General features: G+C 73.6%; 14 protein-coding genes. 7 read left to right on the plus strand and 7 right to left on the minus strand.

Features of this window, described 5'->3' with window-relative positions; translation table 11 throughout:
- Positions 1-65: 65 nt before the first annotated feature.
- Positions 66-788, minus strand: coding sequence for a TetR/AcrR family transcriptional regulator (locus ACFWEJ_RS20035; RefSeq protein WP_377230950.1), 723 nt, complete (start codon positions 786-788; stop codon positions 66-68).
- Positions 789-881: 93 nt separating this feature from the next.
- On the opposite strand from ACFWEJ_RS20035, the gene ACFWEJ_RS20040 reads away from it, so the two are divergent.
- A complete protein-coding gene (locus tag ACFWEJ_RS20040) occupies positions 882-1,259 on the plus strand; it encodes a VOC family protein (protein WP_377230951.1) in 378 nt (125 codons plus the stop codon).
- A gap of 142 nt (positions 1,260-1,401) precedes the next feature.
- Here ACFWEJ_RS20040 and ACFWEJ_RS20045 read toward each other — a convergent pair whose 3' ends face one another.
- Positions 1,402-1,851 (minus strand): TIGR03668 family PPOX class F420-dependent oxidoreductase, encoded by a 450-nt coding sequence (locus ACFWEJ_RS20045; protein ID WP_377230952.1) that lies wholly within the window; start codon positions 1,849-1,851, stop codon positions 1,402-1,404.
- A gap of 337 nt (positions 1,852-2,188) precedes the next feature.
- Here ACFWEJ_RS20045 and ACFWEJ_RS20050 point away from each other — a divergent pair, with 337 nt between their 5' ends.
- On the plus strand, positions 2,189-3,298 hold the full coding sequence (locus ACFWEJ_RS20050) for a P1 family peptidase (RefSeq protein ID WP_377230953.1): 1,110 nt from the start codon (positions 2,189-2,191) through the stop codon (positions 3,296-3,298).
- Here ACFWEJ_RS20050 and ACFWEJ_RS20055 read toward each other — a convergent pair.
- From ACFWEJ_RS20055 to ACFWEJ_RS20065, 3 genes are all read right to left on the minus strand, one after another.
- A complete protein-coding gene (locus ACFWEJ_RS20055) occupies positions 3,268-3,951 on the minus strand; it encodes an SIMPL domain-containing protein (RefSeq protein ID WP_377230954.1) in 684 nt (227 codons plus the stop codon). The genes ACFWEJ_RS20050 and ACFWEJ_RS20055 overlap by 31 nt on opposite strands.
- 71 nt (positions 3,952-4,022) lie before the next feature.
- A complete protein-coding gene (locus ACFWEJ_RS20060; protein ID WP_377230955.1) occupies positions 4,023-5,126 on the minus strand; it encodes a winged helix DNA-binding domain-containing protein in 1,104 nt (367 codons plus the stop codon).
- The gene (locus tag ACFWEJ_RS20065; protein WP_377230956.1) at positions 5,110-5,733 is read right to left on the minus strand and encodes a DUF4126 domain-containing protein; all 624 of its coding nucleotides are present in this window, start codon (positions 5,731-5,733) and stop codon (positions 5,110-5,112) included. Before ACFWEJ_RS20065 ends, ACFWEJ_RS20060 begins: the two co-directional genes overlap by 17 nt.
- Before the next feature lie 181 nt (positions 5,734-5,914).
- On the opposite strand from ACFWEJ_RS20065, the gene ACFWEJ_RS20070 reads away from it, so the two are divergent.
- The 4 genes from ACFWEJ_RS20070 (at position 5,915) to ACFWEJ_RS20085 (ending at position 9,590) form a co-directional block, all read left to right on the plus strand.
- Positions 5,915-6,370 (plus strand): DUF1772 domain-containing protein, encoded by a 456-nt coding sequence (locus tag ACFWEJ_RS20070; RefSeq protein WP_377230957.1) that lies wholly within the window; start codon positions 5,915-5,917, stop codon positions 6,368-6,370.
- Between the two features lie 41 nt (positions 6,371-6,411).
- On the plus strand, positions 6,412-7,482 hold the full coding sequence (locus ACFWEJ_RS20075; RefSeq protein ID WP_377230958.1) for a diaminopropionate ammonia-lyase: 1,071 nt from the start codon (positions 6,412-6,414) through the stop codon (positions 7,480-7,482).
- A 37-nt stretch (positions 7,483-7,519) separates the two neighbouring features.
- The gene (locus tag ACFWEJ_RS20080; protein ID WP_377230959.1) at positions 7,520-8,386 is read left to right on the plus strand and encodes a putative RNA methyltransferase; all 867 of its coding nucleotides are present in this window, start codon (positions 7,520-7,522) and stop codon (positions 8,384-8,386) included.
- A gap of 94 nt (positions 8,387-8,480) precedes the next feature.
- Positions 8,481-9,590 carry an alpha/beta hydrolase gene (locus tag ACFWEJ_RS20085; protein ID WP_377230960.1) on the plus strand — a complete coding sequence of 370 codons (1,110 nt, stop codon included), beginning with the start codon at positions 8,481-8,483 and terminating at the stop codon, positions 9,588-9,590.
- 19 nt (positions 9,591-9,609) lie between these two features.
- On the opposite strand, the gene ACFWEJ_RS20090 is transcribed toward ACFWEJ_RS20085, so the two are convergent.
- Positions 9,610-10,896, minus strand: coding sequence for a glycosyltransferase (locus tag ACFWEJ_RS20090; RefSeq protein ID WP_377230961.1), 1,287 nt, complete (start codon positions 10,894-10,896; stop codon positions 9,610-9,612).
- Positions 10,897-10,928: 32 nt separating this feature from the next.
- Positions 10,929-11,576, minus strand: a complete 648-nt coding sequence (locus tag ACFWEJ_RS20095) for a TetR/AcrR family transcriptional regulator (RefSeq protein ID WP_377230962.1) — start codon at positions 11,574-11,576, stop codon at positions 10,929-10,931.
- 202 nt (positions 11,577-11,778) lie between these two features.
- Between ACFWEJ_RS20095 and ACFWEJ_RS20100 the strand changes: the two genes are divergently transcribed.
- A complete protein-coding gene (locus ACFWEJ_RS20100; RefSeq protein WP_377230963.1) occupies positions 11,779-12,879 on the plus strand; it encodes a pentapeptide repeat-containing protein in 1,101 nt (366 codons plus the stop codon).
- Positions 12,880-12,900: the final 21 nt, after the last annotated feature.

A 12,900-nucleotide genomic window follows, 5' to 3' on the forward strand; every position in this document is an offset into this window, starting at 1 on the left:
GCCCCGTTGTGGTTGGGCGGGATTTTGGGGGGGTGCGGGCCGCCAACCGCCAAAATCCCCAGCACTCAACGAGTGGGGGGTGGGGTGAGGGAGTCCAGGACTTTGTTGAGGCCGTAGGTCCAGGCGTGGGCCGGGCTGGAGGGGGCGTTCATCGCCTCGCCCGCCGCGCCGCCGACCCGCTGGGCGAGCTGGTGGTCGTCGCCGAGGTACTGGGCGAGCCGCCCGGCCCACCGCCCCCAGAGCCCCGGCAGCTCGTCGGCCCGCGGGTCCGGCCGCTGGGCCCGGGCGGCGGCGCGGACGAAGTCGAGCACGAACGTGAGCGCGGCGTCGCGGGCGACGTCGTCCAGGGGCAGCGGGTCCAGCGCGTGCAGCTCGTGGTCGTACTTCGCGATGGTGCCGGGCCCGAACGCCGTGCGGTCGTCGTCGATCTCCAGCAGCCACGGGTGCTCGGTCAGGAGCGCGAGGTTCGTGTCGGCGACCCGCCGCACCCGGGTGCGCCACCCGGCACTCCCGTACCCGGGCCGCGGCATGCGCGCGAAGGCGGCGTCGGCCATCAGCGCCAGCAGGTCGTCGCGGCTGTTGACGTGCGTGTAGACCGACATCGCCGAGACGCCGAGCACGTCGCCGAGCCGGCGGACCGTGACGGCGGCGAGGCCCTCGGCGTCCGCCACCGTGCCCGCGGCGTCGACCACCGCACCCGTCGTGACGGCGGCCCGGGGTCCCCGCGCGCCGCCCCGCGGAGCGGCCGGGTGATCGCGCCAGAGCAGGTCGATCAGCTCGCGGGGCATCGGGTCTCCAGGAATCGGGGTGACGGGCCGGGAACATTCTGCAACCATCTTACGTTGTACGCCGTACAAGGTTATGAGATGCGAGGAGTCAGCTTGAAGATCACCGGTACCGCCCTGTCCCTCAACGTGCCCGACGTCGCCGCGTCGGCCGAGTTCGCCAAGCAGCACCTCGGGTTCACCGAGGCGATGTCGGACGACGGGTTCGTGTCGCTGCAGCACGACTCGGCCGGCGTCAACATCGTGTTCCTGCGGGTCGGCCTCGGCACGTTCAAGCCCGAGCGGATCGCCGGCCCGGCGGGCCAGGGTCTGCTGATCGCGTTCGTCGTGGACGACCTCGACACCGAGTTCGCCCGCATCTCCGCCGCCGGGGCGGAGGTCGTCACGCCGCCCGAGACCGAGCCCTGGGGCGAGCGCTACTGCCAGTTCGCCGACCCCAACGGGATCGTGTGGCAGCTCGTCCAGTGGGTCTGACCTGTTACTAGCGGGTCTGACCCGCTCCTGCCGGGTCTGACCCGGGCACTTCCCTTTGAGGCCCGACTTTCTCCGAATTGAAACTGCTCAACGCGGAGAAAGTCGGGCCTCAAAGCGGATCGGTCGGGCCCCGGCGTGCGGGTCAGCCGTGTGCCCAGCCCGACCAGCGGGTCACCCGCACCCGGATCACCGGCCCGTCCGGGCGGCGCTCGCGGTACTGCGGGTACCGCGCGGCGAGCGCGTCCAGCGCTGTCTCCCGGGGTGCGCCGTCGTGCTCGACGGCGGCGACACCGTCGGCGCGCACCCACCAGAGGTGGGCCCAGTCGTCGTCGTACCGGTCCGCGAGCACCGCGACGTGCGGGTTCTCCGTGATGTTGCGCAGGCGCTTGAGGTCCCGTGTGGTCTTGGGTTTGTGGTCGACGGCGACGACGATCTCGTCGTCGGCGGCTGCCGGCACCGGACCCTCCGTGGTGCTGACCAGGGCGAACGTGACTGGCACGAGCTGGGGCACGCCGTCGGCGTCGGCCGTGGCGAGGTAGGCGTGCCGGGCCGCGGCGAACCGCGACCGGCAGACATCGGCATCGAGGCGCACACGGCCATTCTGTCGCGCGGCAGGAGCCGGCCCTCGAGCGGACCCGCCGGCTGTTGCGCATACGCAACGAATGCGGTTGCGGCCTGCGCGCGCCCAGCAGAACTGACAGCCTTTCTCGGAACGTGGGGTGAGGGTGGGTTGCTGATGGACGGTGCCAAGCGCTGGCGGGAGACCCGGCATCGCGGTCTGGCGGTCGAGACGGCGGGCGGGCGGGCGGGAATCCTTCGACGACAGCGTCCGCGGCCTGCTCGATGAGATCAGGCGACGGCGCCGGGCCGAGACACGCCGGGACCTGACGTGGAGTCGACGAACCTCCGGGATCGTCGATGCTGGAGGCATGACGAACCGCAGCCGGCAGCCTCGGCGGGTGCGCGACCTCGGGATCGTGGTCGGGCCGTTGCGCACGGGGCCGTTGAACGCGATCACCGACGTGCCCGGCGTGCGGGTGGGGCACACCACCATCGTGGACCCGCCGCGCCTGCACACCGGGGTCACGGCGATCGTGCCGGACGCCCTGGAGCGGGGCCGGAGCAGCCTGCCGTGCGGGCTGTTCGTCGGCAACGGGTTCGGCAAGCTGATCGGTGCCACCCAGGTCGCCGAGCTGGGCGCGATCGAGACGCCGATCCTGCTGACCGCCACCCTGAGCGCATTCCGCGCCGCGGACGCGCTGGTCACGCACGTGCTCGCCGGGCCGGGTCACGAGGAGACGCGCACGCTCAACCCGGTCGTGGGCGAGACCAACGACGGCCGGCTCAGCGACATCAGGGCCCGGCCGATCACCGAGGCGCACGTGCTTGCCGCCCTCGACGGCGCGACGTCCGACCTGCCCGGCGAGGGCTGCGTCGGCGCCGGCACGGGCACCATGGCGCTCGGGTTCAAGGGTGGGATCGGCACGTCGTCGCGGGCCGTCGGCGGCTGGACGGTGGGCGTGCTGGTGCAGTCCAACTTCTCCGGCACGCTCACGGTGCGCGGCGTCCCGATCAGGGCGGACGACGGCGGAGCGCGGCCCGCCCCGGACGGCGCCCCCGCCGCGGACGGCGCCGAACCGGCCGCCAACGGCCTCCAGCCCGAGGGCAACTCCTGCATGATCGTGGTCGCCACCGACGCCCCCCTCGACGCGCGCCAGCTCGGCCGGGTCGCGCGACGGGCCGTCTTCGCGATGGCGCGCGTGGGCTCCGACTTCGCGGGCGGCAGCGGCGACTACGCGCTGGCGTTCAGCACGCCGGGGGCGCCGTCGCCGGGCGGCGTGGACGACGGCGACCTGGACCCGGTCTTTGCCGCGACGATGGACGCCGTCGAGGAGGCCCTGCTCAACTCGCTGTTCATGACGAACACGACCGTGGGGCACCGCGGTACGGCGACCGCTGTGCCCCACGCCCTGGTGCTCGACCGGCTGCGCGCCGCCGGCGTGCTGCCTCAGCCCTCGGCGACGGGACCCGTCTCGTAGTCGGCGGACAGCGTGATCTCGACGTCGATGTCCCGCGGCTGCAGCTCGACCTGGGCGCCGCCGCCCGGGGCGGCCATCGCGCCGGCCCGCATGGCGTACATCGGGGCGCCACCGCCGTCGTTGCCGCCCCGCAGGCCGGCCTCGTAGATCGCGACGGGCGCCACCGGGCCGAGGCCCAGGGCGTCGGCGTACGACTGGGCGCGCACCACGGTCTCGCCGGCGGCCTCGACGCGGGCCTCGGCCTGGAGCGCCTTGCGGGTCTCGTCGGTCAGGGTCCAGTTCAGCCAGTCGATCTCGACGCCCTCGACGTCCATGATGTCGGCGAGCCAGGTGGACAGGACCTCGAAGTCGCGGAACGTGACCGACAGCCGCGCGGAGGCCCGGAACCGCCGGATCCGCTGCTTGCCGCCCGTCTCGGAGTTCTTGACCCGGTCGTCGTAGACGTAGGAGTGCACCGAGGCGGAGTCCCACTTCTCCGCCGCGCCTGAAGCGACATGCGCCTTGGCCTGGTCCACGAGGATCGTGTGGGTGCGGGCCACCTGCTCCACGACGTCGTTGCGGAGCGTGCCCGAGAAGGCGACGTGCAGGTTGACGGTCCCGCGCTCGGCGGGATGGGTGCGCTTGGCCTGGCCTTCGACGGCGATGCGAGTCATGTGCGGAGTCTGCCCACGATGCCGCGGACCACGCCACCCCGCCGCGCCGGGCAGGGGATCCCCGGGCCCCGTCAGCCGATCGTGCCCTTGCCCACCGTGCCGCGGACCAGCGTCGGTTCGAGCCCGCAGAACGCCCCGTAGCGCGCGGCCTCGGCCTCGATGGCCGCCCACGCGGTGGCCGAGGGCTCGTCCGTGAGCTCGACGGTGATCTCCACGGTCTGGGCCTTGAGCACCCGCGACCATCCGCCGGCGATCAGCCCGTCCACGGCCACCAGCCCGGTGTACAGCCAGCGGCTCGGCATGCCGTCCCTGGTCAGGGAGGGCCAGCTCTTGAAGTCGTGGCAGAAGAACTCGTCGTACACCGAGAGCAGCCGGGCGGTGCCCTCCGGGGCCGGCTCGGGCAGGTCGCCGTCGGTCCAGAGGGTCAGGCCGGCGATCTCGTGGCGGGTCAGCCCGGCGTCGGCCACCGCGGCCCGGGCCGCCGACTTGGTCAGGGTGCCCCACCAGGCGACGTCCTCCGCGCGGCAGGGTCCGTGCCCCCGCACGTACGCGCGCGCCAGGTGGACGCGGGCCGCGTCCTCGTCCCAGGACTTCTGCTCGGGCAGCAGCCGGTAGGTGGCCTGCTTGCCGCGCATCGGGCCGCTCGCCACGATCAGGTCCAGCTCCGCGTGCATCATGACCTGGCCCAGGTGCCAGGCGTCCAGCGGGGTGCCCTCGTCCTCGGCGAGCGCGACACCGAGCTCCTTGCGCGTGCGCGGGCCGTCCGCCAGCGCGTCGGCGAGGACGGCGTGCCGGCGGGGGAGCAGCGAGTGGTCGAACTCGTAGGACTTCTCCGTCGACGCCATGGCCTTGCGGACCCGGGGCGCGGTGGCCGTCATGAGCGGCGCCAGGTCCTCTGGGACCACGTAGTGCCAGGTGGGACGCAGGATGTGGGTACGCAGGATCGACCCGTCGGCCAGCGCCGCCTGCACCTGTTCCAGCGTGGCGGGCGCGGCCAGGCGCTGCGCCACACCCCACGCGGAGGAGTGCAGCTCCTGCGACTGGACGGCGCCGAGCCGGGCGACGACGCGGGCCACCGCGCCGTCGTCGGCGGAAAGTGCGGGGCCCAGCGTGCCCAGGCCGACCGAGGTGAGCCGGGCCCGCTGGATCTCCCGGACCTCAGACGTAGTAGGCATCCCCACCGCCATGTCCCGCCGCTCGGGCGCGTCGGTGCTTGGCCAGGCTCCGGATCAGCATGATCACTCCGACCACGAACAGGATCAGCACCGGGATGATCGCGAGCGGGGCCAGGACGGCCAGGAACGAGACACCGATGCTCGTCGCGTCCTCCGCCGCGCTGACCACGGGCGCCGCCGTGCCGCCCGAGACCGTGTTGGCGACCACGCGCCCGCCGGCCTTCGCCGCGTGCGTGCCGAGCGCGAGCACCACGCCCGCGACGATCGGGATCCACTGGCCGGACTGCACGAACGCGCCCGGGTCCGTGACGGTCGCCGTCTCCGACATCGAGCCGGCGCCGAAGGCGATGCCGCCCGCGGTGGGGCGGATGACGGTCTGCACCACGTCGTTGATCGAGTCGAGCACCGGGATCTTGTCCGCGGCGAACTCGAGCACCAGGAGCACGACCAGGATCGCCATCACCCAGCCGTTCTCCAGCCACGCCCACGTGCTCGGCAGCTCCACGAGGTCCGTGAAGCGCGAGAGCACGCCGAGGAAGATGAGCGGGATCCATGCGTTGAGGCCCGCCGACAAGGCGAGTCCGCTACCGGTGGCAATTTCGAGCATGGCTCGAAGTGTTCCACGGCACACCGACACTCCGTGGGCGAAACGTGTCCGGTGTGCCCGATCTGTTATCCGTCTGTCACAGACGCCGTTTCTCCTGTGGGCGAAGGTCTGGAAGGGGCAGGCCCGTTCGTGGAAGAGTTGTCGACGACCACCGCACCGCCGCGCTGACCTGGAGGCCCGGATGATCTGGACGATCTTCGCCGTCGTTTCGGTCGTGCTGCTCGGCCTGTCGGCGGGGGTGTTCTTCGGGTTCTCGTCGTTCGTCATGAGCGGCCTCGCCCGCGCCTCCGACGAGGCCGCCGGAGAGGCGATGAACGGCATCAACGAGACCGCGCCGATGCCCGCGTTCATGAGCATCTTCTTCGGCGCGCTCCTCGTCCCTGCAGCCACCGGCATCTGGGGTCTCGTCGACGGCCACGACGGCGGCCTCTGGATCCTCGCGGCCGCCGCGGTCTACCTGATCGGCACCTTCGGCGTGACGATGGCCCTGAACGTTCCGCTCAACAACCAGCTGCTCGCCGCCCACGACAAGGCCGCCGCCTGGCGCGCCTACTGGCGGCCCTGGACCGCGTGGAACCACGTGCGCACCCTCGCGGGGGTCGCCGCGACGGCGCTCGCGGCGGTCGGGCTGCTCTGACGGGTCGGCCTCCGGGCGGGGTGTCGGGGACAATCGTCAACGTGCCCGCCATCGACTTCCACCGCACCCTGCCCGGATACGCGCCCACGCCGCTGCGTGACGTGCCGCGTCTCGCCGCGGAGCTCAAGGTCGGGCGGGTGCTGGTCAAGGAGGAGTCGAGCCGGCTCGGCCTGCCGGCCTTCAAGGTGCTCGGCGCGTCCTACGCGATCGCCCGCGTGCTGGGGGAGCGGTTCGGCCTCGCGACCGTCTCGCTCGACGCGGTGCGCGACGCCGTCCGCGGCACCGACGTCCGGCTGTACGCCGCCACCGACGGGAACCACGGCCGCGCCGTCGCCCATGTCGCCGCGCTGATCGGCGCCGCCGCGACGATCTACTACCCGCCGGGCATCACGGAGGCCGCCAAGAAGGCGATCGCGGCCGAGGGCGCGCAAACGGTCGAGTCGGAGGGCGACTACGACGACGTCGTGGCCCGCGCCGCGGCCGACGCCGCCGCCGACCCGACGGCGGTCCTGGTGCAGGACACCTCGTGGCCCGGGTATACGGACATCCCGCAGTGGATCGTCGACGGCTACGGGACGCTGTGCGTCGAGGCCGACGAGCAGCTCGCCGCCCTGGGCGTCGCGGGGCCGGACCTGGTGATCGTCCCGGTCGGCGTCGGCTCGTTCGCCCAGGCCGTGGTGAGCCACTACCGCGCCTCTGGTGCCAACGGCGGGGCGGCCGGCGGCGGCACGCTGCTCGCCGTCGAGCCCGACCGCGCCGCGGGCCTGGTCGCGTCCCTGCGCGCGGGCCGGCCGGTCACCGCCCCGGTGGGGGACACGATCATGACCGGGCTCTGCTGCGGCACGGTCTCCGCGCTCGCGTGGCCCGTGCTGCGGGACGGGCTCGACGGCGCCGTGACCGTCTCCGACGACCAGGCGGCCGCCGCCGTCGACGACCTGGCCCGCTCCGGCGTCGACGCGGGACCGTGCGGCGCCGCGACGCTCGCCGCCGCCCGGCTCGTGCTGGGACAGCCGGGGTGGCGGGAGGCGATCGGGCTGCGGCCGGACGCCGTCGTGCTGCTCCTGTCGGCCGAGGGCCGGGCCGCGAACCCGGTCCCGCAGGACCGCGTCTAGCGCGACCCGCCCACCCACCGCTGCCAGGAGACCGACCGTGCCCGTTGCCGTTCCCGCCGCCTTCGACCCGATCCTCCCGCTGCTCCGCTGCCCGTCGTGCGGCGCGGAGCTCGCGACGGCGCCCGGCGCGCTGCGCTGCCCGCGCCGGCACAGCTTCGACGTCGCCCGGCACGGGTACGTGAGCCTGCTGACCGGCACGCGCGCGACCAGCGGCGACGACGGGCCGATGGCGCGCGCCCGCCGCGACTTCCTGGCCGCGGACCGGTATGCCCCGATCCGGGACACCGTCGCCGACCTGGCGGGCGAGTCCGCGGGGGCGGCGGACGGCGCCAGGCCTCCCGCCACCGTCGTCGACGTCGGCTGTGGCACCGGCTACTACCTCGCGGGCGTGCTGGACGCGATGCCCGGCGCCGTCGGCCTCGGCCTGGACACCTCCGCGCACGCTCTGCGGACGGCGGCCAAGGCGCACGAGCGGGCCGCGGCCGCGACCTGGGACGTCTTCCGGCCGTTCCCGATCGCGTCGGAGCAGGTCGACGTGGTGCTGGACGTGTTCGCGCCGCGCAACCCGGCCGAGTTCCACCGCGTGCTGCGCCCGGGCGGGACGCTGGTCGTCGTGCGGCCGTTCGGCGGGCACCTGGCCGAGCTGCGCAGCCAGGTCGCCGGCATGGTGACCGTCGACCCGGACAAGGAGGAGCGCCTGCACCAGGCGCTGGACCCGTACTTCGAGGCCGCGCGTGCCGAGGAGGTCGAGTACACGACGCCCCTGACCCGGCAGGAGGCGGTCGACCTCGTGCTCATGACGCCGAGCGCGCGCCACGTCACGGAGGCGGACCTGGACGACGAGGACACCCTGCCCTCCGAGGTCACGGTCTCGGTCCTGGCCACGGCCTACCGCCGGCGCTGACCGACCAAAGTAGGGGGCATCCCGTCCTTGCGGCAGGGCGGCCGTCGCCTGCCGACCGATGTGTCCGAGTTCCGCGCCCCGGAGACTGGGCGCCATGAGCATCCCCGTCGGCTATCTCATCGGCCTCGCCGTCCTCGCGTTCCCGGTGCTGCGCCTGCCGCGCGTGCCGATGTCGGTGGGCACACCGGCCTTCTTCGTCAGCATGTCGATCAACGAGCTGCCGGTCCTCGCGACCCTCGCGTTCGGGGCCAGCACGGCGCTCGCGGTCTCCGAGGGCGACCTCGCCTCTCCCGTCGCGATCGGCGCGGCGGTGCTCGCGGCCGCCTGCCTGGGCCTCCAGGTCTGGCGCGGCGTCGCGACGCTGCCGGTCCTGCGGCGGGCCATGGGCCCGATCGACGTCTCGGGCCGGCTCCCGCTCTGGCGGGTTCTCGCCTTCCCGTTCGCGGTGCGCCCCCGTGCGGTCGAGCGGGTCACGAACCTCTCCTACGGGCCCTTCGGCAGGCGCAACAGCATGGACCTCTACCGCCGCCGCGGCGCGACGACCGGGGCCCGGGCCCCGGTGCTGGTCCACTTCCACGGCGGTTACTACACCACCGGCCACAAGAGCTCCCAGTCCCTGCCGATGCTCCACCGCCTGGCCGAGCGGGGCTGGGTCTGCCTCAGCGCGAACTACCGGCTGCGCCCCGCCGCGACGTTCGAGGACCATCTCGTGGACGTGAAGCGGCTGGTCGCGTGGGTCCGTGCGCACGCCGACGAGTGGGGCGTCGACCCGGAGCGGATCGTCCTGTCCGGCTCGTCGGCGGGCGCGCACATGTCGGCGATGGCCGCGTTCACCGACGGCGACCCCGCCTACCAGCCCGGTTTCGAGGACGCCGACACCTCGGTGAGCGCCGTGGTGTCCCTCGGCGGGTACCTCGGCCGGTACTTCGACGGCCGCCCGGAGACCTCGCCGACCGAGAACGTCCCGGCCGACGCCCCGCCCGTCCTGGTCGTGCACGGCACCCACGACTCGCTGGTGCCCGTCGCCGACGCCCGCCGGTTCGCCGAGCGGCTCCGCGCGGACTCCAGGAACCTCGTGGTGTACGCCGAGCTCCCGGGCGCGCACCACGGCTTCGACCTGTACTGGTCGCCGCGGTTCATGGCCGTCGTCAACGCCGTGGAGGCCTTCACGGCGGAGGCCTTCGCGCGGCAGCGGGTCCGGTAGGCGGGTTCGCCAGTCGCGCTCAGCGGGCCGCCGGCGCCCTGGCGGTGCGCAGGTGGTCCGTGAACAGCTCCGCCGTCCGGCCGATGCCGTCCTCCTGGCGCAGCCGCTCGCCCAGGCGGGCGGCCCGCTCGCGCATCGCGTCGTCGGACGTCGCCTGGGTCAGCGCCGCGGTGAGGCGGTCGGCGTCGAGCACCTTGACGGGCACGGGCTCCGGCCCGACACCGAGGTCGGCCACGCGGCGGCCCCAGCTGAACTGGTCCACGGCCACCGGCGTCAGGATCGTGGGGATGCCGGCGCGCAGGCCCGCCGCCGTCGTGCCGGCGCCACCGTGATGGATCGCCGCCGCGAGGCGCGGGAACAGCCAGTCGTACGGGGCGGAATCCAGGCGCAGCACGTGGTCGGGGAGCTCGCGGTCCCGGCCGAGCTCCGCCCAGCCGCCGATCAGGATGCCGCGGCGCCCGGTGCGGTCGAGGGCCTCCAGGAAGGCGTCGACCAGCCGGCCGGGCTGCGCCGTCGGCACGCTGCCGAGGCCGAACGACACCGGCGGCTCGCCCCCGTCCAGGAACCGGACGAGCTCCGCGGGCGGCTCCCAGCCGGCCGGGGCGCTCGTGGGCAGGTAGCCGGTGACCTGGATGCGGGGGTGCCAGTCGGCCGGGCGGGGCAGCACGAGCGGGCTGTACGCGTAGTACAGCGGCATGTTCTGCCGGTCCTGGAGCACGCGCGCGTTGGTGCGCAGCGGCGGCAGGCCGAGCACCTCGCGCCGCTGCCGGTTCACCCCGGGCTGCTGCATGGTGCGCCAGATCATCTGGTCGGAGCCCCACCAGCCCGCCCGGTCCAGGAGCGCGCCTCGGCTGCGGCCGTCGCCGAGGAAGAACGTCGGGAACTCGCGGGTGGGCGTGACCGGGAAGAACTGCAGGTCGGCGCACGGGATGCCGAGCTTCTCCGCGACGCTGTACCCGTAGAGCGCCGTCGGCCCCTTGTAGAGCATGGCCTCGCTGTGCCTCGTGGCGCGCCAGATGTCGTCGATGATCTGCGGCAGCATCTGCTTGCGGGTCTTGGCGCCGTAGGCCATGAACCGCAGCATGTTGCCCGACTCGACCAGGTCGACGAGCTCCGGGTTGTCCGCGTACTTCGGCAGCACCGGGCCGAACGGCTCGAACTCCGTGCCGTAGGACGCCGCCAGCTCCGCGAAGTCCGGCGAGCCGACGACGGTCGGGTGGTGGCCCTGGTCGCGGAGCGCAACGGCCAGGCCGAGCAACGGCTCGACGTCGCCGCGCGAGCCCGCGGTGAGGATCGTGATCTGCATGGTCGTCCTTCGTCGAAGGTGGATAGGACGGGCTAGCGCCGGTCGAGCAGGCCGTCGAGCAACGCCAGGGCGGCCGCGGTGTCCGGCTCGTCCGGCGTCAGCATCCGGTCGATCATCTCGGTGACCGTGTCGATCAACGCCTCGGGCGAAGGGCTGTCCGGCCGGCCCTGGTGCTGCTGGATGGCAGTCATGATCGCGGCCGTGAGGGCCTCCAGGACGACGGCGACGGACGGGAGGTCCACGCCGTCGCGGATCACGCCGGCCTGCTGCTGGAGGGCGAGGAAGTCGCCGAGGAACCCCGGACCTGCCGGACCGGGCATGGTCGCCGCGGGGTCGCGCAGGTACCGGCCGAAGACGTCGCGGTCGCGCGTGGCGATCGCGGTGAGCAGCGGGTCGCGGGCCACCACGCGGAACCCCGCCCGGTAGATGCTCGCGGGTGTTCCCGGCGTCGGCTCGTCGCGCAGGCCCCGGCGCCAGCGGACGGCGTAGTCGGCCAGGGCGCGGGCCGCCACCGCGTCCACCAGCTCCCGCTTCGAGGCGAAATGGCGGTAGACGATGGTCCGGCTGAGGTCGGCCGCCTCGGCGACGTCGACCATGGTCAGCTTGTCGTAGCCGCGGCCCAGCAGCAGGACGACGGCGGCGTCGAGCAGCGCGTCCCGGCGCCTGGAGCTGTCGACCATGCTTCCCCCTGCTGCGACCCCGTGCCGCTGTGACACTGCGACGATATCTGTCACAGCGTCCTCCCGGAACCTACCGGAGTCAAGCGCCGTCTCGCCCCCGGATCTCGCCGGTCCCCGGCGCACCCGACTTACGTTGCGCGGCCCCGGACCCTTGGGCATGCTGTGTCCGCTTTGTTCGAAATGACTGGAGACAGCGCACGCGATGAACGCACTTCTCGAGGAGGCTCCGCCGCGGCCCGAGCCCTCGCCCGGGCCGGCCGAGCCGCCCTCCGACACCCCGCCGACCCGGGAGAGACCTGACCGCCGGTGGCTGATCGACGTGACGATCGGCGTCGTCTCCAGCCTCGTGGTCGGCATGCTGCTGGCCGGTTACCAGGCCTGGATCGACGACGAGCGGGAGAGCCGGACCCAGGCGGTCGAGGCCGATCGCGCCGAGCGGGACCAGGTGCTCGCCAACGTGACCTTCATCCGCGAGACGATCCGCGACGCGCCGGAGGGGGTCAAGCCGTTCCGCGGGATGAACCTGCGGGGCGCCGACCTCTCCGGGATGGACCTCGGGTGCCCGGTCCACTACGACGCCGCCGGTGGCTGGATGCGGGACCGGGTCGAGACCTGCGCGGACTTCACCGGGGCGGACCTGACCGGCGCGCGGCTGGACGGCGCGAACCTCACGGGCGCCCTCCTGGTCGACGGGTCGCTGGCGGACGTCTCGGCGATCAACCTCTTCGCGCCGGCGGCGGAGATCGGCGGGAACCTCGAGGGCTCGCAGTTCGACGGGGCGGTGCTGTTCGGGTCGGTGTTCCGGTCGCCGTCGGGCAGCTCGTCGTTCGTGGACACGAGCCTCGACGGCGTCCAGGTCGAGCAGGCCGAGCAGGTCGAGCGGGCTGAGCCCGGTCAGGCGGCGGCGACGTTCGCCCTGGCCAAGGTGTCGATGACGGGCCTGCAGACCGGTTCCGGCGGCGACGAGTCCACGGAGGGCTGGACGTCGATCGACTGCACGTCGGGGTTCGCCCAGGCGCGCCGGGGTGGCGACGTGCAGCAGGTGGCGTCGTACGCCGACCTGGGTGACGGCGGCCGCGTCCAGTGCGGCGACTACGGGCAGCGGTGCGACTTCGACCGGTTCCCGCAGGTGGGCGCGCAGCTGGTGGCGGGCGGCGTCTGGAAGATGCCGGCCCCCGGCTGCGAGTCCGGGTTCTCGGGGAGGACGCCGGAGGACACACCTGCCGAGGAGGTCGCCGAGTTCTACGACGACCTGCTGCCCGACTGGACGCGCGAGGACATCGCCGCGGCCAAGAGCCTGTGACGGCGCGCCGCGGTCCGGGCG

Source organism: Promicromonospora sp. NPDC060204, assembly GCF_042728455.1.
GTDB lineage: Bacteria > Actinomycetota > Actinomycetes > Actinomycetales > Cellulomonadaceae > Promicromonospora.